Origin of the sequence: Microbacterium luticocti DSM 19459 (assembly GCF_000422405.1) — a bacterium.
GTDB classification, from domain to species: domain Bacteria; phylum Actinomycetota; class Actinomycetes; order Actinomycetales; family Microbacteriaceae; genus Microbacterium; species Microbacterium luticocti.
Map to the genome: position 1 here is coordinate 1 of NZ_AULS01000017.1, position 21,208 is coordinate 21,208.

14 protein-coding genes and 1 pseudogene are annotated in these 21,208 nt (G+C 69.7%); 8 read left to right on the forward strand and 7 right to left on the reverse strand.

The window, feature by feature from the left end; translation table 11 throughout:
* A pseudogene (locus H577_RS17970) lies at positions 1 to 296 on the reverse strand (integrase catalytic domain-containing protein); the annotation flags it as partial.
* Between the two features lie 531 nt (positions 297 to 827).
* On the opposite strand from H577_RS17970, the gene H577_RS17680 reads away from it, so the two are divergent.
* Together H577_RS17680 and H577_RS17685 are read left to right on the forward strand one after the other, a co-directional pair.
* The gene (locus H577_RS17680) at positions 828 to 1,277 is read left to right on the forward strand and encodes a hypothetical protein (RefSeq protein ID WP_029146015.1); all 450 of its coding nucleotides are present in this window, start codon (positions 828 to 830) and stop codon (positions 1,275 to 1,277) included.
* A 128-nt stretch (positions 1,278 to 1,405) separates the two neighbouring features.
* Positions 1,406 to 1,801, forward strand: a complete 396-nt coding sequence (locus tag H577_RS17685; RefSeq protein WP_156876637.1) for a hypothetical protein — start codon at positions 1,406 to 1,408, stop codon at positions 1,799 to 1,801.
* A gap of 304 nt (positions 1,802 to 2,105) precedes the next feature.
* Here H577_RS17685 and H577_RS0111170 read toward each other — a convergent pair whose 3' ends face one another.
* The gene (locus H577_RS0111170) at positions 2,106 to 3,980 is read right to left on the reverse strand and encodes a phosphoenolpyruvate carboxykinase (GTP) (RefSeq protein WP_029146017.1); all 1,875 of its coding nucleotides are present in this window, start codon (positions 3,978 to 3,980) and stop codon (positions 2,106 to 2,108) included.
* 140 nt (positions 3,981 to 4,120) lie between these two features.
* Here H577_RS0111170 and H577_RS0111175 point away from each other — a divergent pair, with 140 nt between their 5' ends.
* A complete protein-coding gene (locus H577_RS0111175) occupies positions 4,121 to 5,560 on the forward strand; it encodes an XRE family transcriptional regulator (RefSeq protein WP_029146018.1) in 1,440 nt (479 codons plus the stop codon).
* Positions 5,561 to 6,010: 450 nt separating this feature from the next.
* On the opposite strand, the gene H577_RS16270 is transcribed toward H577_RS0111175, so the two are convergent.
* Together H577_RS16270 and H577_RS16275 are read right to left on the reverse strand one after the other, a co-directional pair.
* Complete coding sequence (locus H577_RS16270; RefSeq protein ID WP_084516165.1) at positions 6,011 to 7,153, reverse strand: winged helix DNA-binding domain-containing protein; 1,143 nt, start codon at positions 7,151 to 7,153, stop codon at positions 6,011 to 6,013.
* 176 nt (positions 7,154 to 7,329) lie between these two features.
* Positions 7,330 to 8,847: an APC family permease gene (locus H577_RS16275; protein ID WP_051191988.1), complete on the reverse strand. Its 1,518-nt coding sequence runs from the start codon at positions 8,845 to 8,847 to the stop codon at positions 7,330 to 7,332.
* A 317-nt stretch (positions 8,848 to 9,164) separates the two neighbouring features.
* Here H577_RS16275 and H577_RS0111190 point away from each other — a divergent pair, with 317 nt between their 5' ends.
* Entirely contained in the window at positions 9,165 to 10,115 is a 951-nt protein-coding gene (locus H577_RS0111190; RefSeq protein WP_029146019.1) for an AraC-like ligand-binding domain-containing protein, read from the forward strand.
* Between the two features lie 142 nt (positions 10,116 to 10,257).
* Here H577_RS0111190 and H577_RS0111195 read toward each other — a convergent pair whose 3' ends face one another.
* The gene (locus tag H577_RS0111195; protein WP_029146020.1) at positions 10,258 to 11,685 is read right to left on the reverse strand and encodes an aldehyde dehydrogenase family protein; all 1,428 of its coding nucleotides are present in this window, start codon (positions 11,683 to 11,685) and stop codon (positions 10,258 to 10,260) included.
* A gap of 597 nt (positions 11,686 to 12,282) precedes the next feature.
* Here H577_RS0111195 and H577_RS0111205 point away from each other — a divergent pair.
* Together H577_RS0111205 and H577_RS0111210 are read left to right on the forward strand one after the other, a co-directional pair.
* A complete protein-coding gene (locus tag H577_RS0111205; RefSeq protein ID WP_029146022.1) occupies positions 12,283 to 12,933 on the forward strand; it encodes an HAD-IA family hydrolase in 651 nt (216 codons plus the stop codon).
* 496 nt (positions 12,934 to 13,429) lie between these two features.
* A complete protein-coding gene (locus H577_RS0111210; protein ID WP_029146023.1) occupies positions 13,430 to 15,082 on the forward strand; it encodes a thiamine pyrophosphate-binding protein in 1,653 nt (550 codons plus the stop codon).
* A 272-nt stretch (positions 15,083 to 15,354) separates the two neighbouring features.
* Here H577_RS0111210 and H577_RS0111215 read toward each other — a convergent pair whose 3' ends face one another.
* Entirely contained in the window at positions 15,355 to 17,241 is a 1,887-nt protein-coding gene (locus H577_RS0111215; protein WP_029146024.1) for an FAD-dependent monooxygenase, read from the reverse strand.
* A 138-nt stretch (positions 17,242 to 17,379) separates the two neighbouring features.
* On the opposite strand from H577_RS0111215, the gene H577_RS0111220 reads away from it, so the two are divergent.
* Positions 17,380 to 18,117, forward strand: a complete 738-nt coding sequence (locus tag H577_RS0111220; protein ID WP_029146025.1) for an IclR family transcriptional regulator — start codon at positions 17,380 to 17,382, stop codon at positions 18,115 to 18,117.
* A gap of 138 nt (positions 18,118 to 18,255) precedes the next feature.
* Positions 18,256 to 19,320 carry a CHAP domain-containing protein gene (locus H577_RS17690; RefSeq protein WP_156876638.1) on the forward strand — a complete coding sequence of 355 codons (1,065 nt, stop codon included), beginning with the start codon at positions 18,256 to 18,258 and terminating at the stop codon, positions 19,318 to 19,320.
* A gap of 184 nt (positions 19,321 to 19,504) precedes the next feature.
* Here the strand turns inward: H577_RS17690 and H577_RS0111225 are convergent, their stop codons facing one another.
* Positions 19,505 to 20,842 (reverse strand): NAD(P)/FAD-dependent oxidoreductase, encoded by a 1,338-nt coding sequence (locus H577_RS0111225; RefSeq protein WP_029146026.1) that lies wholly within the window; start codon positions 20,840 to 20,842, stop codon positions 19,505 to 19,507.
* Positions 20,843 to 21,208 lie beyond the last annotated feature (366 nt).

The following is a 21,208-nucleotide window of genomic DNA, read 5'->3' on the forward strand; positions in this document are numbered from 1 at the left end:
TCCTCGACCTCGTCGCCGGCGTTACGGACGGTGATCGAGGTGCGCAGCAACGGCGAGGGCCGTGTGCTGGTCAGCCCCCGCAGCGGGTCTTTCGCGCGCGCTGGAGCCAGGTACCGGTCGATCGTTGCCGGACTCATCTGCAGCAGCTCGGCACGGACCTCAGGACAGTACCTGGCCTTCCCATCAACGAGCTCGCCGTGCCGCTCCAGCGAGTCCAGATGCGTCGGCATCGACACCGCCAGATACTTGCCGTACTCATGCCCAGACCACGCCCACACCCGCTGCAGCACCTTCACCGCGTCATACGAGAACTTCCGGCCCCTCGGCTTACGGGCCTTGCTCACCGCACGCGGCTTCGCCGCCAGCGTGAGGCAACGGCAGGCATTGTCCCGCGACCAGCCCGTGACCGCGACGACCTCGTCCAAGCAACCGGCCACGCTCCTTCTTCGACGCCTTCGCATACGCCCGGGCATACTTCGCCGTGATCTCCACCCGCTCACTTCCCATGCCACGACGATCACCGTTTCGCGGGCAATCTCAACTGAGGCACCGAGGGCGTTTCGCGGGCATCTTCCGTGAGTCTCGTCGCCACGTTGACGTGATGCACTTTCCAACGTAAGCTCTGTTTGCCGTCGACAGGCGACGCGCGTTTGACAACACTCACAAAGGAGTTGGTGGTGCCCCGGAAGACTACGAGATTTGTTCTCGCTACTATCCTCACCTTCGCACTCGTAGGCTTTGCGGCGCCTGCGTTCGCCGGCGACTCGACGAGTCCCGACCAGCTTGGGACAGCGTCACCTTCAGGTGCTTGCATCAACAGCAATCCCATGAGCGCACAGTCGCTTCCCGTCACCCCCCTCTCAGACACAGCTGTCAGCTACAAAGTGACCAAGGCCACATATCTTGGGTTCCATCAGGACGGGCCGCGCGTCACCGGCCCAGGGGGAACGACGATCAGTATCAGTCGTGGTGCCGGCACCACGTTCTCAGTCGATGTAAGCGCCTCGGCGACAGCCGAAGCGGGCGTCATCTTCGCAAAGGCGTCCGCAACTCTCGGCATCTCGGTTTCCAACACGTGGACGAGCAACACCACGTACCGCGATTCGTGGGCGATCCCTAAGAGCTACTCGCGTGGGTATCTCGCTATCGGCAACCCCAAGTACCGGATCACCGCCACTGTGACGTATCAGTCGCCGAACTGCACGACGTACACCCGAACGAAGAACTACGACGGCATCACTCACGACATCGACTTCGACAACGGGAAGGTCAGTTGAGCACCCGCAGACGGAGGTGGGCAGGCGCAGTCGCAGCGGCTTGCGCCACGGTCTGCATTGCAACGGCATGTACCGCGTCGCCTGATTCCCCGCGGCCGGGTGCAACCAGAGCCAGCACGAATGCCCCGGTGCCGCAGAGTTCCCCGCCCATCGAGCAGGGTCTTCTCACCTGGGCGGATGTGCTCGCCAATCCCACCGTGGGAATGCTTCCGACGTATCTTCAGCAGCACCCGGAAGCGGACCTCGACAGTGGAAGTCTTCTGTTCGACACCGATACTGCAGGAGGAGCATCGGTCAGTGCCCGCGTCGCCAGCGGTTCGCGAGTGACATTGATCGTCGCATGCAACGCAGGCGCGGGGCACGCCACCGTGTACCAGAACGGCACGTACGAGGGCGACGGTCCCTGCGGCAGTGAGAATGTGGTCTCCTTCACACCTCCGGCGGCGCAGAAAACCGCGAAGATCACGTACTCGGTGAAGATCGACGACGCACAGCAGTTCGAGTTCGTCGGCTACGAACACTAGCCCCGACGTTTCGCCGGCCGGGTGAGTCGTCGGCATCCTCGCCGGGATCGTGGTGCTGATTCCGGTCGAGGGTGCGACGATGCCCGCGTTGGGCCGCGTTGCGGTCGCGGAAACCCGCTGCCCGCCCGTTCGAGACCTGCTCCCGCTGGCAGCCTGGACGGCGCGCACGAAAAGGCGGGCGGGCCGGAGGTCCTTCCGTCAAAAGGATGACTCCGACCCGCCCGCTGCGTACCCGCGGCGTCCGACCAGGGAGTGCCGGTCGCCGGGGACGACGGGTCGCGCGGGCAGTCCCGCGCGAGCGGTCTCAGGCCTGCTTGAGCCGGTAGCGCAGCGCCGACAGCTCGGCCTGCAGCGCCGCCGGGATGCGGTCGCCGAAGATGCCGTAGAACTGTTCGGTGAGGTCCGCCTCCTGCGACCAGGTGGCGGGGTCGACCGCGAACAGCTCCTCGAGGTCCTGCTCGGTGACATCCAGGCCGTCCAGGTTCAGATCAGCCGTGCGCGGCAGCCGGCCGATCGGGCTGTCGACGGCGCCGACCGCGCCGTCGACACGACGGATGATCCACTCGATCACGCGCGCGTTGTCGCCGAAGCCCGGCCACAGGAAGCGGCCGTCCGATCCCTTGCGGAACCAGTTGACCTGGAAGATGCGCGGCGCCTTGTCGAACCGCAGCGACTGCCCGACCTTGAGCCAGTGCCCGAAGTAGTCGGCCATGTTGTAGCCGCAGAACGGCAGCATCGCGAACGGGTCGCGGCGCAGCTCGCCGACCGTGCCCTCGGCGGCGGCGGTGCGCTCGCTCGAGATGTTCGATCCGAGGAACACGCCGTGCGTCCAGTCGGTCGCCTCGACCACGAGCGGCACGTTGGTGGCGCGACGTCCGCCGAACAGGATCGCGTCCAGCGGCACCGCCTCTTCCCAGTCATCCGCGATCTGCGGGCACTGCGCGGCGCTCACCGTGAACCGCGAGTTCGGGTGCGCCGCGGGGCGGCCCGACCCGGGCGTCCACGGGTTGCCCTGCCAGTCGGTGAGGCCCTCGGGGATCTCGTCGGTCAGACCCTCCCACCACACGTCACCGTCGGGGCGCAGGGCGACGTTCGTGAAGATCGTGTTGCCCCACAGCGTCTCGACCGCGGTGACGTTGGTCGACTCGCCGGTGCCGGGCGCGACGCCGAAGAAGCCAGCCTCGGGGTTGATCGCCCACAGCCGCCCGTCCTCACCGGGGCGCAGCCAGGCGATGTCGTCGCCGAGGGTCTCGACCCGCCAGCCGGGGATCGTCGGGCGCAGCATCGCGAGGTTGGTCTTGCCGCAGGCCGACGGGAACGCGGCGGCCACGTGGTACTTGCGGCCCTCGGGAGAGATCACCCGGATCAGCAGCATGTGCTCGGCGAGCCAGCCCTCATTGCGGCCGATCACCGACGCGATGCGCAGCGCGAAGCACTTCTTGGCGAGAATGGCGTTGCCGCCGTACCCGGACCCGTACGAGTACACCTCGAGCGTGTCGGGGAAGTGCACGATGTACTTCTCGTCGCTGCACGGCCAGACGACATCCTCTTGCCCCGGCTCAAGCGGCGCACCCACCGAGTGCACGGTCTTGACCCAGTCGGCGCCCTCGGCGATCAGGCGCGTGACGTCTTCGCCGACGCGGGTCATGATGCCGATGGATGCCACCGCGTACGCGCTGTCGGTGACCTGCACGCCGATGTGCGAGAGCGGGCCACCGACCGCACCCATCGAGAACGGGATGACGTACATGGTGCGACCGCGCATCGACCCGGCGAACACCCCGTTGAGGGTTTCGCGCATCTGCGCGGGGTCGGCCCAGTTGTTCGTGGGGCCGGCGTCGTCTTCGCGGGCCGAGCAGATGAACGTGCGCGCCTCGGTGCGGGCGACGTCCTTGGGGTCGGAGCGGGCCAGGTACGAGCCGGGCCGCCATTCCGGGTTGAGCTTGATGAGCTTGCCCTCGTCGACCATCTCGCGCAGCAGCGCGTCGTTCTCAGCACGCGAACCGTCGACCCAGTGGATGCGGTCGGGCTGCGTGAGCGCGGCGATCTCGTCGACCCAGTCGACGAGAGCCTGCATGCCGGGCCCGGCGATGTCGGGGCGGCGGCCGAAGTCGCGCACCTCGCGGACGGCGCGCGGGCCGGTCGACGCGGTACGGGTGAACGATTCGGCAAGTGCCATGGCTGCTCCCATCAGTCGGCGGTCCGGACGCTCGGATCCTGCGATCAGATCGTCCGTGGTTCCCACTCTCCCACCTCACTTCTGGATCTTTCGGCCCAATTTGGTGCAAAGAACATGGATTCTTTCGCTAACATCAAGGAATGGCGTCCTCTGTCGAACTGACCACCCTGGGCCACCGCATCCGTCATCATCGTGTGCGCAGCGGGATGACGCTGGACGAGCTCGGCGCCCAGGTGGGCGTCGCCGGCAGCCACCTGAGCCTGATCGAGAACGGCAAGCGCGAACCCAAGCTGTCGTTGTTGCAGGAGATCGCGAAGGCGACGTGCACGGACGTCACCGACCTGCTCTCGTCCGAGCCGCCGAACCGGCGGGCGGCGCTGGAGATCGAGTTGGACCGCGCGCAGTCCAGCCCGGTGTTCCGGCGGCTGGGGATCGCGCCGATCAAGGTGACCAAGGGCACGAGCGACGAGATGCTGGAGTCGGTGCTCGGGCTGCACCGCGAGCTGCAGCGGCGCGAGCGTGAGGCGATCGCGACGCCTGAGGAGGCGCGGCGGGCGAACACCGAACTGCGGCTGCGGATGCGCGAGAAGAACAACTACCTGCCCGAGATCGAGAAGCTCGCCGAGAAGCAGTTGAAGGCGGCCGGACACACCTCGGGGGCGCTGACCCACCGCACGGTGAGCATCATGGCCGAGCAGCTGGGCTTCGAGCTGATCTACGTGAGCGACCTGCCGCATTCGGCGCGATCGGTCACCGATCTCGAGAACGGGCGCATCTACCTGCCGCCGGCGTCGATCCCGGGCGGGCACGGACTGCGCTCGATGGCGTTGCAGGCGATGGCGCACCGCCTGCTCGGGCACCAACCGCCGACCGACTACGCGCACTTTCTACGGCAACGGCTGGAGATCAACTACTACGCCGCGTGCTGCCTGATGCCCGAGACAGCGGCGGTGGCGTTCCTGCAGCAGGCGAAGAAGGACCGCAACCTCGCGGTGGAGGACTTCCGCGACGCGTTCGGGGTGACGCACGAGGCCGCCGGCATGCGCATGACGAACCTGCTCACCGTGCACCTGGACATCCCGCTGCACTTTCTGCGCGTGGACGGGTCGGGCGCGATCTCGCGGGTGTACGAGAACGACGACCTGCCGTTGCCGATGGATGTCACCGGCAGCGTCGAGGGGCAGCCGGTGTGCCGCAAGTTCTCGGCGCGGTCGGCGTTCGCCGAGCAGAACCGCACCACCGAGCACTACCAGTACACCGACACCCCGGCGGGCACGTTCTGGTGCGCGACGCAGACCGGCTCGACCTCCGACGGCGAGTTCTCGATCACGGTGGGGGTGCCGTTCGACGACGCCAAGTGGTTCCGCGGCCGCGAGACCCCCAAGCGGGCGGTGTCGACCTGCCCCGACGAGGCGTGCTGCCATCGGCCGGATCCGGGCCTGGCCGCGCGCTGGGAGGGCAAGGCGTGGCCGAGCGCCCGCGTGCACATGCAGATGTTCAGTCCGCTGCCGCGCGGCGCGTTCCCGGGCGTGGACGACAGCGAGGTGTACGCGTTCCTCGACCGGCACGCGGCCGAGTAGGTGGCCGGCGGTCGGTTGCTGCGGCCGCTCGCGGTCGGATGGCGCGGGCGCTCGCGGTCGGATGGCGCGGGCCACTCGCGGTCGGATGGCGCGGGCGCTCGCGGTCGCATGCCGCGGGCCACTCGCGGTCGCAGAACATGCGGCCTGGCGGGGTCGCAGACGTCACGTTCTGCGACCCGCCGCCGGGCCGGTCGCAGAACGCGCCGCCCGCGGCATCCCGAACCGGCCTCTTCTGCGACCCGGCGCCCGTGGGTTCGAGGATGCCGCCGGTGGGGAACCCAGGCGACCGAGGTACAACTCGGCGGCGACGGAGATGCAACTCGCCGACGACGGAGGTGCAACACGCGGGCGACCAAGATGCAACACGCGGGCGACCAAGGTGCAACTCGCGCGCGACGGCGGTGAAACTCGGGCGCGGAGGCGGTGAAACTCGGGCGCGGAGGCGGCGCGTCAGGAGGTGATGAAGCGGGCGTAGCGGTCGAGGGCCGCGGCCACCTCGTCGGCCGAGGCGGTGCCGGCCACCAGCAGCGCGGGGACCGGCCGGTCGGTGTGCCGACCGGCGGCGAGCGAGTGCGTCCAGGTGCCGACGACCCGGCCGTCGGCGAGGATGATCGCCCGCACCATGCCGTTGCGGCCCGGGCCGACGGCATCCCGCACCCCGGCATCGGCGACCGGCCCGCGGTCGGCGTACGAGATGTAGTACTCATCGAACGGCCCGAGCGCGAGCACCCGGGGCGCGCCGGACGCACGCCGGGGCCGGGCGGGTGCGACGTACTGTCCGGCGTCGACCTCGGTCAGGCGTGGGACGGATGCCGCAGCCGCCCGCCGCGCGTCGCCCAGGGGCAGCCCGGTCCACCAGGCGAAGTCCTCGGCGCCGGCCGGTCCGTGCCCGGCGATGTAGCGGACGAACAGCTCGGCGAGCGGGTCTGCGGGGTGCGCGGCATCCGTCACCCACTCGTCGACGAGCACGAGGTGCTGTTCACGGGTGGGTGCGCCCGCGCGCGGCACGACCGGACCCCAGCACACCACGCCGCGCAGCGCGAGCGCGACGATCAGGTGGTAGCCGCGCTGGCCCGCCACCGGCACGCCGCCGGCGTCGAGCACGGCGAGGAATTCGCTGCGGGTCAGCCGCCCTCCCCCGCGCAACGCCGCACGCACGAGACGCTCGGCACGGTGCAGCACATCGTCGTCGAGGCCCTCGCGCGCATGCACCGCCGCGGCCTGTCGCCGCTGCCGGTCGGCGGTGACCGAAAGCATCCAGCCCAGGTCGCGCGCCGGAACGATGTGGATGGTCCCCCGCATCGTCCACGAGCGCACCAGAGTGCCCGCGTCGAACGCGGCGTCGACGCGGCGCAACGTGGGCTCGGCACGTGAGCGGGCGGCGAGCGCCCACCGGCCGGCGGTGAAATCCTGCGCCTGCACGGCCAGCATGTGCGTGGCCGCCTCGCCAGGACCGGCCGCCGGCGCGGCCAGCCGATGCGAGCGCAGCCGCTCGGCGATGAGGCGCTGCGGGTTGACGCGTTCTGGATTGACGCGTTCTCGGCTGACGCCTGCTCGGTTGACGCCTTCTCGGTTGACGCCTTCTGCGGCCATGGCGCCATCATGGCGACCGCCTCCGACATCGGGCGCCACCGACGACGCGTGCCACGGCGACCACTGACGAGCGCCCGTGACGGTGTCCCAGCCACCCGGCTGGCACAGCCGTGCAGACGGGGTCCCAACCTGACGGCTGGGACCCCGTTGCGTGCCGCACCGTCGGGCGCCGGGCGTCAGATCCCCACGGGCTCGGCTCCCAGGTGCGGCGCGAGCTGCTCTTCGGCGCCGTGGCCGATCTGCGCGTACACCTGCGGCCGAGCCTTGCGCAGCCACAGCGCCCAGAACACGGCTGCGATCGACGGCACCAGCAGGATCGCCGGCAGCAGATAGGTCAGCGCGCTCGATTCGGCCTGGCCGAGCAGCACATCCCAGTTCATCAGGATCAGCACCCACACGGCACCGAGCGCGATCAATGCCACGATCGGTGCGAGCAGTCGGCTGCCGGCCCCCACGTCGCGGGCGTCACGACGGAAGTATCCGATCACGGCGGCCGAGACCAGCACCATCAGCAGCACGAGTCCGAACGCGCCGAGGTTCGTGAGCCACGTGAACAGGGTCAGCACGGGGAAGGGCCCGGATGCCGGATCCCAACCGATCTCGCCGATCGCGAAACCCACCACCACCACGACGGCGATCGCACTCTGCGCGAGCGAGCCCGCCCAGGGCGCGCCACTGCGCACGCGCACCGTGCCGAGCACGGCGGGCAGTACCCCCTCGCGGCCGAGTGAGAACGCGTATCGCGACACGGCGTTGTGGAAGCTCACCAGCGCGGCGAACAGGCTCGTGATGAACAGCACTGACATGATGTCGACCCAGAACTCACCCAGGTGCGCGGCGACGAAGTCGAAGAACAGCGGCGGCCCGGCCTGGTCGGCGGTGATCCCGGCCGGGTCGGTGATCTTGTCGGGGCCGATGGCCAGGGCGAGCGCCCATGACGAGATCGCATAGAAGACACCGATCACGCAGACCGCGAGGAACGTCGCCCGCGGGATGGTGCGCTTGGGGTCCTTCGACTCTTCGCCGTAGATCGCCGCCGACTCGAAGCCCATGAAGGCGGCGATGCCGAACGCCAGCACGGCGCCGACCCCGGGAACGAACAGGGCACCCGGCGTCATCGGCGCGGCGGTGAACCCTTCGGTCGGATTCGCGAACGAGACCACGTCGAAGATGATCACCACGACGAACTCGAGCGCCACGAGCACACCGAGCACCTTGGCCGACAGGTCGACGCGGTTCACACCCATGACGCCGACGACGATGATCCCGGCAAGCACCCACAGCCACCACGGACTGGCCCATCCGGTCTTCTGCTCGATGAACGACGAGACCTGGAACCCGAACATCCCCCAGATGCCGACCTGCATGGCGTTGTAGGCGATCAGGGCGAGCACCGACGATCCGACGCCGGCGGGCCGGCCGATGCCCTGGGCGATGTAGGCGTAGAACGCGCCGGCGTTGGTGATGAACCGGCTCATCGCGGCGTACCCGATCGCGAAGATCGCGAGGGCGACGGCCAGCACGATGTAGCCGAACGGGATGCCCGTCACGTGGGTCACGGAGTACGAACTCGTGACCCCTCCGGCGACGACCGTCAGCGGCGCCGATGCCGCGACGATCATGAAGGCCACGGCGAAGACGCCGAGGCGACGATGCGCGGCGGTGCGCGTCGTCGCAGTGGTGGGGGCAGACATGACAGCTCCTTCGGTGCGTGTGCGGGCTCGGGCGCCCGTGCCGCCTTCATCCTGGCTGCTGCCGTCCGGTGCCGGCATGACCGGGACGGCACGATCCTTGCCCGTCGGGGCACGCCCGCCCGACAGGTCCGCCCGGCGGCCGTGTCCGCATGCCCGTCCCAGCGCACCTGTCCACGAGCCCGCCCGTCAGCCTGAGCCCGGTGGCCCCGGCGGTCGTCGGCCCGGCGCACACTCGCCGTCGCGCTCGGCTCGAGCATCCGCGACAACCCCGGCTGGATCGTATATAATCCTGGTACGCCCGAGACTGCGAGGTGACGATGCCCGTATCGGCGACCATGGTGCCCGACCCGGTCACGACGGCGGTGGCACACGACATCAGCGCGTTCCGCGCGGCCGTGAACGACTCGTTCGTGCCGCTGCAGGTCACCGCTCCCCCGGCCCACGGCTTCCGCGGGGTCATCCGTGCGGCCGGCGTCGACGACGTGCACATGACCGATGTACAGGCATCCGCCCACGTCGTCGAGCGCACCGCCGGGCTCATCGCTCGGGACGACCGCGCGTTCTTCAAGGTGAGCCTCATGCTCGCCGGTCGCGGCCTGCTCATCCAGGACGGCCGGGAAGCGGTGCTCGAGCCCGGCAGCCTGGCCGTCTACGACACCAGCCGGCCGTACTCCTTGGTGTTCGACACACCCTTCCGAACCCTGGTGGCGATGTTCCCCCGCCAGCTCATCACGCTGCCACCCGACATGGTCGGCGAGTTGACCGCGGTGCGCATCGCCGGCGACCAGGGCCTGGGTGCCGTGGTGACGCCGTATCTCGGCCAGCTCGGAACGAATCTCGAGCAGCTCAACGGCACTGTGGGCGCGCGCCTGGCCCACACCGCACTCGATCTGATCACGACCGTCTTCTCGCACGAGCTGGGGCTGGATGATTCCGCCGACCCGCATCGCGCGTTGATGCAGCGCATCCACGCATACATCGACCGCAACCTCGCCGACGATCTGTCACCGGCATCCATCGCCGCGGCGCACTTCATCTCGACCCGTCATCTGCACGGCCTGTTCCAAGAACATGGCACGACCGTGTCGACGTGGATCCGGATGCGACGGCTCGAACGCTGCCGCCGCGACCTCATCGATCCGCTGCACGCCGGCCGTTCCGTCGCCGCCATCGCCGCCGGGTGGGGGTTCGCCGACGCCGCGCACTTCAGTCGTGCGTTCAAGGCCGCGTACGGCGTGGCGCCGAGCGAGTACCGCGCCTCGCATTGAGCGCACACAGCTGACCCGGGGGGATGCCGTGGCATCCCGCGTCTGGTCGGTCCCGGTTCACGACCGACACATCGCGGCGCGCGGCAGCAAGGGGAGGGATGCGGCATCCCTCCCCTTGCCCGCCGCACTCGTCAGCCGTGCCTCAGCCGTTGATGATCTGCGGCACGGCGACCGACTTCAGGCCCTCGACCCCGAACTCCAGGCCGTAGCCGGAGCCCTTGACACCGCCGAACGGGATCATCGGGTGCACGCCGCCGTGCGAGTTGATCCACACCGTGCCGGACTGGATGCGCGCGGCGACCTTGCGCGCCTCGTCGCGGTCGGGTCCCCAGACCGAGCCGCCCAGGCCCACGTCCAACCGGTTGGCGCTGGCGATGGCATCCTCGACGTCGGAGTACTTGACGATCGGCAGCACGGGGCCGAACTGCTCCTCGTCGACGACGGCCATGCCGTCGGTGGCGTCGGCGATGAGTGTGATCGGGTAGAACAGCTCACCGAGCTCGGGGGCGGGGGCGCCGCCGGTGACGATGCGGGCGCCGCGGGCCTTCGCGTCGTCGACGAGCCGGTTGACGATGTCGAACTGCTGCGTGTTCTGCAGCGGGCCGAGCACGTTGTCCTCGCTCAGGCCGACGCCCATCGGGGTCTGCTCGGCGACCTCCTTGAGTGCGTCGACGACGTCGTCGTAGATCGAGTCGTGCACGTACAGGCGCTTCAGCGCCGCGCAGGTCTGCCCGGTGTTGATGAACGCGCCCCAGAACAGGTCCTGCGCGATCGCCTTCGGGTCGGTGCCCGGCAGCACGATGCCGGCGTCGTTGCCGCCGAGCTCGAGGGTGAGACGGGCGAGGTTGCCGGCCGAGCTCTCGATGATCTTGCGCCCGGTCGCAGTCGAACCGGTGAACATCACCTTGTCGACGTCGGGGTGTGCGGCCAGCCGGGCGCCGACCTCGCGGTCACCCGAGACACCGATGAGCACGTCGGGGGGCAGCACCTCGTTCATGACCGAGATCATCGCCAGCACGCTCAGCGGGGTGTACTCGCTGGGCTTGACCACGACGGTGTTGCCCATGCGCAGCGACGGCGCGATCTGCCAGATCGCGATCATCAGCGGCCAGTTCCACGGTCCGATCGCCCCGACGACGCCGATGGCCTTGTAGTGCAGCTCGGCGTGCGTCTCGCCGTCGTCGACGAGCACCTCGGGCTCGAGCACGGTCGCCGCGGTCGCCCGCAGCCAGGCAGAACACGCACCCAGCTCGAAGCGCGCGTTCGGACCGTTCAGCGGCTTGCCCTGCTCGCGCGAGAGCAGCCGGGCCAACGCCTCGGCGCGCGCGTCGATCGCGTCGGCCGCCTGCAGCAGCAGGTCGCTGCGCTTCTGATGGCCGAGCGCCTCCCAGCCCGGCTGCGCGGCCTTGGCGCGCGCGATCGCGTCGTCGAGGTCGGCGACAGTCTGCACGGGTGCGCGACCGATGACCTCGCGCGTGGCGGCGTCGAGGATCTCGCGGCCCTGCCCTTCGGGGGCTTGGACGCGGTCGAGCAGGGCGGCCTCGTCGGGGCTCAGCGCGGCTTCGGACATCGGTGTCTCCTTCATGAACTCGGGTCATCCCGGCGGCACACGCCGCCTCATGCCCCCATTGTCCGCCGGGCCCACAGCGCCCGGGTTGACTGCGAGCGCGAAAGGCATGTCCCCCCGCGTACGGTCTCGACGCGCGCCCGGCACGCGGGTTCGGGCGCGCCGTATCGTCGCCGCATGCACGCGTTGACGACGTCGACGACGGATGCCGCAGCGCGGCCCCGATCGCGCGTCGCGCGTGCGCAGCCGCCCGTGTGGCGACATCCGGTCATGCCGTGTCTGCTCCTCCACGGCGTGATCACCCTGGTGCCGGTGGTCTCGCGGTTCTCGTCGTGGTCTGCGCCGCGTCCGCCGGCACCGGGTCGGATGCCCGTGCCGCCGGTGACGGACACGGACGACTGACACCGGCCTCGGGGCGGCCGCGGCATCCGCCCCTCGCTCACCGGGCGCCGCTGCCGGTCGCCGTGGATGCGTCCGCGACGACGGCGCTGGCAGCATCCGCGCTGCTGATGTCGCACCGTTCGCGCAACGCCCGGCGGATGACCGCGACCGCGCACGCCGCGGCCCGATGACAGGTGGCGGCCGCGGGAGGATGGAGGAATGCCGCTCGCGATCACCGTCCGCGCCGTCCTGCTCGACATGGACGGCACCCTCGTCGACTCCACCGCGATCGTGGAGCGGCTGTGGTTGCAGTGGGCCGCGGCGCACGGCGTCGACCCGGCCGCCGTCCTCGAAGTGGTGCACGGCCGCCAAGGACACGAGAGCATGGCGCTGCTGCTCCCGGGCCGCGACCCGGCGGTGAACCGGGCCGAGAACGCCGCGATGCTGCAGGCCGAGACCACGCAGACCGACGGGGTCGTCGCGGTCCCGGGCGCGGCCGCGCTGCTGGCCACGCTCGCCGACGCGCCCCACGCGCTGGTGACCTCCGCCGACGAGGGACTCGCCTCGGCCCGCATGGCCGCGGCCGGGCTCGGGATGCCGCAGGTGCGCGTGACCGCAGAACACGTCTCGCGCAGCAAACCCGACCCCGAGGGGTTCCTGCTCGCGGCGCGGCTGCTCGACGTCGATCCGGCCGACTGCCTCGTGCTGGAGGACTCCCCCACCGGCATCGCCGCGGGACTCGCAGCCGGCATGACCGTGATCGGCGTGGGTCCGCGGGCCACCGACGCAGGAGCGGTCGCCGTCGTGCCCGACCTGACCTCGCTGCACGTCGCCGTCACCGCAGCGGGCATACGGATCGATCTCGGCTGAGCCGAGACCGCCGAGCACGCGCTGTTCGCATCACGGCCGGCTGACCGGCATCCCGCTCCGAAAAGTCGGCGCAATGTGCGAGTCCACGACCGCAACACCCGCACGTTGCGCCGACTCGAGCGGATGCCGTCGCCGGCGGAGGTTCGCATCACGACCGGCTGCACGGCATCCCGGAGCCGAGAAGTCGGCGCAATGTGCGAGTCCACGACCGCGACACCCGCACTGTGCCCGACTCGAGCGGAGCGGATCGGGTGATGCGCCCATGCTGATGAGCGGCAGCCCGGCGGCCGAGGCGTCCGAGGCGGCCGAGGCGGCCCCGGCGGCTGAGGCGGCCCGGGCCCGAGGCATCCGTCAGCCGTCGATATACTCGACTCGTCCGGCCGCAGAGCTCCTGCGCGATACCCGGCCGGTGCTCGAAAAAGGGGCACGAAGCGCGCGACGCGGCGAGCGAGACACATACGGATCCTGAAACCTCCGTGTCTCGAAAGGCAACACCATGCCCACCGTCTCCGCCCATGTCGCCACGACCCTCGCCCGCCACATCGACCATGTGTTCGGGGTGATGGGCAACGGCAACGCCTACTTCCTCGACGCGCTGGAGCGCAACACGGATGCCTCGTACACCGCGGTGCGGCACGAGGCCGGCGCCGTCGTCGCCGCCGACGCCCACTTCCGCGCCTCGGGCCGGCTCGCCGCCGCCACGGCGACGTACGGCGCCGGTTTCACCAACACCCTCACCGCCCTCGCCGAGGCGGTGCAGGCGCATGTGCCGCTGATCCTCGTCGTCGGCGACGAGCCCACCAGCGGCCCGCGGCCGTGGGACGTCGACCAGATCGCAATGGCGTCGGCGGTCGGTGCCCGCACCTACACGGTGGGACGAGCGGATGCCGCGGCCACCACCGTGATCGCGATCGAACACGCGCTCTCGTACGGCGTGCCCACCGTGCTGGCGATCCCCTACGACGTCGCCCGGCTCGAAGCCGGCCCCGTGCCGGTGGCGCCCGAGCCGGTCCTCCCGGGCCCGCTGCAGCCGGCCGGTCCGTTCTCGGCCGCCGCGATCCGGGATCTGGCCCGCGCGCTCGCGGGCGCGAAACGGCCGTTCCTGCTCGCCGGCCGCGGCGCACATCTGGCCGGGGCGGGCGAAGCGCTCGGCGCGCTGGCCGACCGCACCGGCGCGGTCACCGCATCCACCGCCCTCGGCCGCAGCGTGTTCCCCGACGCCCGCTACGACCTCGGCGTGACGGGCGGCTTCGGCGCGGACGGGGCCATGGCGCTCGTGCACGAGGCTGACGTCGCGGTCGTGTTCGGGGCATCCCTCAACCAGTTCACGATGCGCTTCGGCGACCTGTTCGCGCCGAGCACACGCGTGGTGCAGGTCGACATCGCGCCGGCGGCCACCCACCCGCACGTGGGCGGGTTCATCCGGGGCGACGCCGGCGTGGTCGCCGCCGCGCTGGTCGGCGAGCTCGACGCGCTCGGCGCGGGTCCCAGCGGCTGGCGTGAGAGCATCGACGTCGCCGCGCTGACCGCACGCGAGCACGGCGACGAGCTGGCCGCCGACGGGCGGCTCGACCCGCGCTCGGTCGCCGAGCGGATCGGGCAGCTGCTGCCGGCGGACCGCGTCGTCGTCTCGGACGGCGGGCACTTCATCGGCTGGGCGAACATGTACTGGCCGGTGGCCTCGCCCGACCGCATGATCATGGTCGGTACCGCGTTCCAGGCGATCGGGCAGGGGTTCCCGTCGGTGCCGGGCGCGGCGATCGCCCGTCCCGAGTCGACCATCGTGCTCACCACCGGCGACGGCGGCGGGCTCATGGCGGTCGCCGACCTCGAGTCGGCGGTGCGCGTGGCGGGCGGGCGCGGCATGGCCGTGGTGTGGAACGACGGCGCGTACGGCGCCGAGGTGAACCTGTACGGGCTGAAGGGCCTGGCGACCGCGCCGATGCTCATCCCCGAGGTGAATTTCGCCGGGCTGGCCGACGCGGTCGGCGGCGAGGGGGTCGTCGTGCGCACTTTGGCCGATCTCGACCGGCTCGCCGCCTGGGCCGCGACCCCTGCATCCGAGCGCCCGTTCCTGCTGCTGGACTGCCGCATCTCGCCGCACGTGATCGCCCCGTACCAGCAGGAGATCATCCGCGTGAACTCCTGACGCGGCCCGGGTCCCGGCATCCGGCCGCACGCCTGCGACGGATGCTGGGGCCCGCGCATGCGGCGGCTGCTGGAGTCCGCACTTGCGACGGGATGCCTCGACCGCGCCCCTGCGATGCATGCCTCGGCTGCACTCCTGCTGGGGCCGGTGGCTGCGGTGCGTGCGGCGCAACGCTCAGCGATGCGGGCGCTGCGACGTGCGGCGCGATGCTCAGCGGCGCGCGGCAGCGCCGCGACGTGCGGCCTCGCGCGGCCGCGCCGCGCCGCCCGAGCTCAGCCGGCGGCCGGCACCATGTTCTGGGCGAAGAACGCGGCCAGCTCGTCGGTCGCGGTCAGCGGCAGCACTGCGGCGACGTACTGGTCGGGACGCACCACGACCACCACGCCGTCGCGCGACAGCCCGCGCTCGGCGAAGATGTCGATGCCCTCGCCGGCGGCGTACACCTTCTCCCAGTTCATGAGCTTCAGCGTGCCGCACCGCGGCCGGAACACCTCGGGCGCCTTCAGCACCTCGACGTCCTCGAACGGCTGCTGATACGTCACCTTGACGTCGAACACGGCGTCCTCGTCACCGCCGGCGGGCGTGTAGCGCACGACCGGCGAGTCGGGCGAGGTCTGCAGCCACTGCGCCCAGTCGGCGAGGGCGGATGCCTCACCCTGGCCGGCCGCGTCGGCGAACGCGTAGATGCGCCAGCGGCCATCGGCGAGGTGGTGGTGGCCGATGTGCTCGACGTTGCCGTCGCACACCCGCACCACCTGGGCGGACTTGAACCGCTTGCCCACCGGGAACCCGGCGGCCAGCTCCTGGTGGCCGGAGCCTGCCACGATCTGCGACGCCGGGTATTGCGTCATGAACCCGGACGGGAACTCGCTGGTGGCCATGTAGAAGTTCGCCAGCTCCTGCGGATCTGAGATCTCTTCGGGCTTGCGGGCCATCAGCGACGACCACTCCCGGTCGAAGTCGATGAGCTGCTGGGCGACGGGCTGCCGCTCGGCCGAGTACGTCGACAGCAGCGACTCCGGGCTGCGGCCGGTGAGCACCGACCCGAGCTTCCAGCCCAGGTTGAACCCGTCCTGCATCGACACGTTCATGCCCTGTCCGGCCTTCGCCGAGTGCGTGTGACAGGCATCCCCCATCAAGAACACATGCGGCGCGTGGTCCTGATCCACGTCGACGTCGTCGAACTTGTCGGTGACCCGGTGCCCGACCTCGTAGACGCTGTGCCAGGCCGCCTGCTTCACCGTGATCGTGTACGGGTGCAGGATCTCGTTGGCCCGCTCCACGATCCGCTCCAACGGGGTCTCGCGCACCTTGTGGTGGTCGTCTTCGGGCACTTCGCCCAAATCGACGTACACCCGGCTGAGGTAGCCGCCCTCGCGCGGGATGTGCAGGATGTTGCCCGCCTCGGCGTTGATCGCACACTTGGTGCGCCAGTCGGGAAAGTCGGTGTCGACGACCACATCCATCACCCCCCAGGCGTGCATCGCGAACTTGCCGATGTGCTTGCGGCCGATGGCGTCGCGCACCCGGCTGCGGGCGCCGTCACCGCCGGCGACGTACTTCGCGCGCACGGTGCGCTCCTCGCCCTGGCGCGGGCCGGCGACGTACCGCACCTGCACCTCGACCGGGTACTCCCCCTCGGGATGCACGGTGAGGCCGGTGAACTCGACGCCGTAGTCGGGCGTGATGCGCGCGGGTCCCCGGGCTGCGGCCTCGGCGAAGTAGTCGAGCACGCGTGCCTGGTTCACGATCAGGTGCGGGAACTCGCTGATGTCCTTCGCATAGTCGGCCTGCCGGGTGGTGCGGATGATGTTCTCGCGGTGCTCCGGGTCGGGCGTCCAGTAGTTCATCCAGCCGATGTTGTACGCCTCGCTGATGATGTGCGGCGCGAATCCGAAGGCCTGGAAGGTCTCGACGCTGCGGGGCTGGATGCCGTCGGCCTGACCCAGCACGAGACGCCCGTCGCGGCGCTCGATGAGACGGGTCACCACGTCGGGGAACGCCGACATCTGCGCCGCCAGCAGCATTCCGGCGGGGCCGGAACCGACGATCAGCACATCGATCTCGTCGGGAAGGTCGTCGGGACGGTCGATGCCGGTGCCGGCGGCGGGCTGCACGCGGGGCTCACCCGAGACGTAACCGTTGTGGTGGAACTGCATGGGATCTCCTCGGCGTCGAGGGTGTCGCGCGCGACCGCTGTGTTCTATATTGGAACGCGACACTCTACTATTGAACAGATCGTATACGAATCGGCGTCGCCCGGCAAGCCCCGGCGACCCGTCCGAGAGCGAGGGAACATGGCCGTAGACAGCGCGACCGCGTCGCGTCGGGCACCGGCCGATTCGACACCGGCGAGCCAGACCCTGAGCCGTGGCATCCGGATTCTCGAGATCCTCAGCGACGCCGGTGACCCGCTCGCGATCGATGAGGTCGCCCAGCGCCTGGGCGTGCACCGGTCGGTCGCGTACCGGCTGGTGCGCACGCTCGAACACCACGGTCTGACCTCGCGCACCGACGCGGGGCGCATCGAACTCGGTGCGCGGCTGGCCGCGCTGGCGGCCGGTGTCGCCCGCGACCTGCAGTCCGAGGCGCTGCCCGAGCTGACCGCCGTGGCCAACGACGTCGGCCTGACCTGCTTTCTCGTGGTGCTCGACCGCGACGAGTGCGTGACGCTCGTCAGCGTCGAGCCACGACACGCCGGCGCGTCGGTCGCCCAGCGGCCCGGGTCGCGGCATCCCCTCGGCATCGGGGCACCGGGCCGGGCGGTGCTCAGCCTGCTGCCGCGCACGCAGTGGCCCGCGACGATCACCGCGCAGGTCGAGAGGCAGTTGCACGACGCCGAAGCCGTGGGCTACATGGTCAGTCACGACGAGGTGATCCCCCACCTGCACGCCGTCGCTGTCCCCTTGCCGCTGCGCGGTCACGCTCCGGCGGCCATCGCGGTCGTGTCGCTGGGTGACCAGCACCGTGCCGCAGAACTCGCCGAGCGCCTGCGGCAGGCCGCCGACGCCATCCGCACCTCGATCGGCGGCTGACCGAGCCCGCTTCGGACCGGTCCCGCGTCGACCCATGAAAGATCGTGCGGCGCGCCCCCAGTTATCGGGGCTAACGCTGTTGACGACCCTCCGTGACACTGGGCGACATCATCATCCATCTGTAAGAAGGGACTTCCCATGGACGACCCGAAGAAGAGGCGAACTGTCCGGGGTGTTCGAGCCCAGGTTCTCACCTTGCTCGCTTCACTGGCACTCGTGGTCAGCGGTGCGCTTCCAGCAGCGGCGGCAACCACCATGACGGTCTCCGGCACAGTGGCCTGCCAGTCCGGCGCCGCGGTCACGGGGATCTGGATCCAATCATCAAACGGAGGGTCTGGCTGGGCGAAGCGGACAGCGCGCTCTGGGGCATCTTGGATTTCTGACTATACCTTTGCCATCAAGTCTGGCAAGGCCTCGACCAGCGTCGAACTCGCCGTCGGGTGTGGAGGTACGCCCACGACGTGGGCGTCAAGCAACAAAGTGAAGCTGGGCACCCTCGCTGGGTCGAAGAGCTTCAGCGCCACATGCAAAGACGTTAAGGGAAAGACCGCCTACAGCTGCAGTTCTTGGAAGAGCTACTCCGTTATGGCTGCGACTGCAAAGATGAGCGGACCGTATCTCACCAACTATGCAAAGAAGGGCACCTACGCGAAGGCCGCAAAGGTGAAGCTCGCATGCTACACGTGGGGCCAAAGCATCTCGGGGTGGGCCGGCACAAGCAACCTCTGGTACCGAACATCTGACGGCAACTACATCGCCGATACCAACGTCAACACCGGCAGCAACAGCGCGGTCACAGCCGCGTGCCCCAGAGTCAGCCTTGCGACTTTCGTCTCTGACACGAGAGGCAAGACCTGGGCCAACGCCGCGGGAGGATTCTCGGGCGAATGCGTTTCACTCGTTAGCCAGTATCTGTGGCGGGTCTATGGCATCAAGAGTGGCAGCTGGGGCAATGCTGTTGACTATCGGTCTGCCGGCACTGGCGGGAACCAGCTGAAGGCCAAGGGCTTCGCCTGGTCGACAAACAAGAGCTTCAAGAATGGCGACATCCTCGTCTGGGGAAGCGCTCCATATGGACACATCGGCATCTACTACAACGGTCAGGTGTATGACCAGAACGATGGCCGACATGCCCCCGCAAGGACAGCGAACTACTCCGGCAACGTTTGGGCCAGCAGCTACCTGGGACACTGGCGGAAATAGCCGCGCCGAGTCGCACGACGAGAAGCACCAGGGCACGGAGCCAGTTCTTCTCGTCGTGCCGCTCAGGTACTCGCCCCGTGGGCGAGAGTAGACCCGGAGTACGGCGCGGCAGCCGAAGAACGAAGAAGCACAACTTCGTCCACAACGTCCCCTCGGTGGAGGCAGGGCCGAAACCCGCGGCAGCTCAGGCGCCGCGGAACTCGTCGATCAGGCCGCGGGCGGTGGTGATGCCCGACTCGATCGCGCCGTCCACGACGACGCCGTTCCAGCCCTTGGCCCAGTCGGCGCCGGCGAAGCGCAGCCGCGTGTCGGTGCCGCGGAACAGGCTCCACCCCTCGAGGAACTGACCCGACCGCGGCGTCGCCCACGTCTGCCCGGTCCAGGTGTCGCCGCCCCAGTCGTGGCTGGTGGCCTCGATCACCTCGATCTCGGGCAGCCACTCCGACATGATCTGTTGGATCTGGTCACGGTCGTCCCAGTCGATCTTCGTGCGGTCGGGCCCGAACCCGACGAGGATCGTCGTGCCGTCATCGAGGAAGTACTCGCTGCGGGTCATTGCGATCGGGTGCCCCGTCGGTGCGGTGGCGATGAACGAGTGGTGGCCGCGGATCTTGATCCAGATCTTGAAGCCGGTGCAGTTCCACCCCTCGGCGATCACCTCGCGCGCCTTCTCGGGCAGCTCGGGCGCGAACGACAGGTTCTTCAGCGCCCCGAGCGGCGCGGTCACGATCACGGCGTCGGCCGAAAGCTCCTGCCCGTCGGCCAACGTCACCGTCGCCCCGTCCGCGTCGTGCGTCACAGCCGACACCGGCGTGTTCAGCCGGATCTCACCCCGCACGTCGGCGGCGATGGCCTCGTAGATGCCGCGCATCCCGTTCGTGAGCTTGAACCGCAGCGTCTGCTCGTCCAGCAGCGGCAGTCGGTGGTCGCTGAGCGCGGCCCAGTGCTTGGCCATCAGCGGCGACGCGGTGGCCGAGTAGCCGTTGTAGCCGGCGTTCCAGTACGCATCGGCGAGGTCGATCTCCTCCTGCGTGAACGTGCCGTCGCGCAGCGCGTCGAGCACGCTCCCGGCATCGGCGGCGCGGAACCGGGCGATGAGCTCATCGTCGCCGGAGTCCAGCACATGCAGCGGCTCGTGCGGGTACGGAAAGAACTCGCGCGATCCCTCGAAGATCCGCTCCTGCGGCCGGGCGAGCTTGGCATCCATCTCCGACTCCGGTCCGGAGTGCACCTGGTCGCCGGTGATCCAGTACGCCTGCTCGTGGTACGGACTGGGGTAGATCGTCTGGCCGTAGCGGACGATCTCGGTCCACACGAACGGCTGGAACCAGTGCACCCAGGTGGCGCCGAGTTCGAGGGTGTGGCCCATCCGCTCCTCGGTCCAGGCGCGCCCGCCGATGCGGTCGCGGGCCTCGAGAACGGTGACACGGATGCCGGCGCCTTCGAGTTCGCGCGCGGCGACGAGGCCCGAGAAGCCTGCGCCGACGACGATCACGTGGCGAGTGGAGAGGTCGGAGGACATGCGGAACCGCCTTTGGTCGCTGAGGGATGCCACCGGGTCGTGGTGGTGCCGTCACCCTACGCACTATCCATTTGGATAGTCAAGCCCGGTGGGCAGGATGACGGTCTTCTCACAGCATCCGTGCGCGCCCGAGGCATCCGACCCGGTTCGAGGCATCCGGCCCGATTCGAGGCATCCGTGCCCGCGAGCACAACGGCGGGGATTCTTCGCGACACGCCGTGTCCCGCGGCCGCGCCCCGGCGTGTCGCCGAAAATCCCCGCAGTTGTGCACACCGCGCGGAGGCGGGCGACGAAGCGGCGGCGCATGGATCCCCCTCCATGGGCCGGATCAAGCGGAGCCGCAGGACCAGGCCTCACGCGGGTGCC

What these genes read in the sequence shown, in the direction of transcription:
- H577_RS0111205 (WP_029146022.1), top strand. Translation starts at nt 12,283, where the DNA reads ATGCCGCTCGCGATCACCGTCCGCGCCGTCCTGCTCGACATGGACGGC.
- H577_RS0111220 (WP_029146025.1), top strand. Translation starts at nt 17,380, where the DNA reads ATGGCCGTAGACAGCGCGACCGCGTCGCGTCGGGCACCGGCCGATTCG.
- H577_RS0111175 (WP_029146018.1), top strand. Translation starts at nt 4,121, where the DNA reads ATGGCGTCCTCTGTCGAACTGACCACCCTGGGCCACCGCATCCGTCAT.
- H577_RS0111195 (WP_029146020.1), bottom strand. Translation starts at nt 11,685, where the DNA reads ATGTCCGAAGCCGCGCTGAGCCCCGACGAGGCCGCCCTGCTCGACCGC.
- H577_RS0111215 (WP_029146024.1), bottom strand. Translation starts at nt 17,241, where the DNA reads ATGCAGTTCCACCACAACGGTTACGTCTCGGGTGAGCCCCGCGTGCAG.
- H577_RS0111190 (WP_029146019.1), top strand. Translation starts at nt 9,165, where the DNA reads ATGCCCGTATCGGCGACCATGGTGCCCGACCCGGTCACGACGGCGGTG.
- H577_RS0111210 (WP_029146023.1), top strand. Translation starts at nt 13,430, where the DNA reads ATGCCCACCGTCTCCGCCCATGTCGCCACGACCCTCGCCCGCCACATC.
- H577_RS16270 (WP_084516165.1), bottom strand. Translation starts at nt 7,153, where the DNA reads ATGGCCGCAGAAGGCGTCAACCGAGAAGGCGTCAACCGAGCAGGCGTC.
- H577_RS17690 (WP_156876638.1), top strand. Translation starts at nt 18,256, where the DNA reads ATGGACGACCCGAAGAAGAGGCGAACTGTCCGGGGTGTTCGAGCCCAG.
- H577_RS16275 (WP_051191988.1), bottom strand. Translation starts at nt 8,847, where the DNA reads ATGTCTGCCCCCACCACTGCGACGACGCGCACCGCCGCGCATCGTCGC.
- H577_RS0111225 (WP_029146026.1), bottom strand. Translation starts at nt 20,842, where the DNA reads ATGTCCTCCGACCTCTCCACTCGCCACGTGATCGTCGTCGGCGCAGGC.
- H577_RS0111170 (WP_029146017.1), bottom strand. Translation starts at nt 3,980, where the DNA reads ATGGCACTTGCCGAATCGTTCACCCGTACCGCGTCGACCGGCCCGCGC.
- H577_RS17680 (WP_029146015.1), top strand. Translation starts at nt 828, where the DNA reads ATGAGCGCACAGTCGCTTCCCGTCACCCCCCTCTCAGACACAGCTGTC.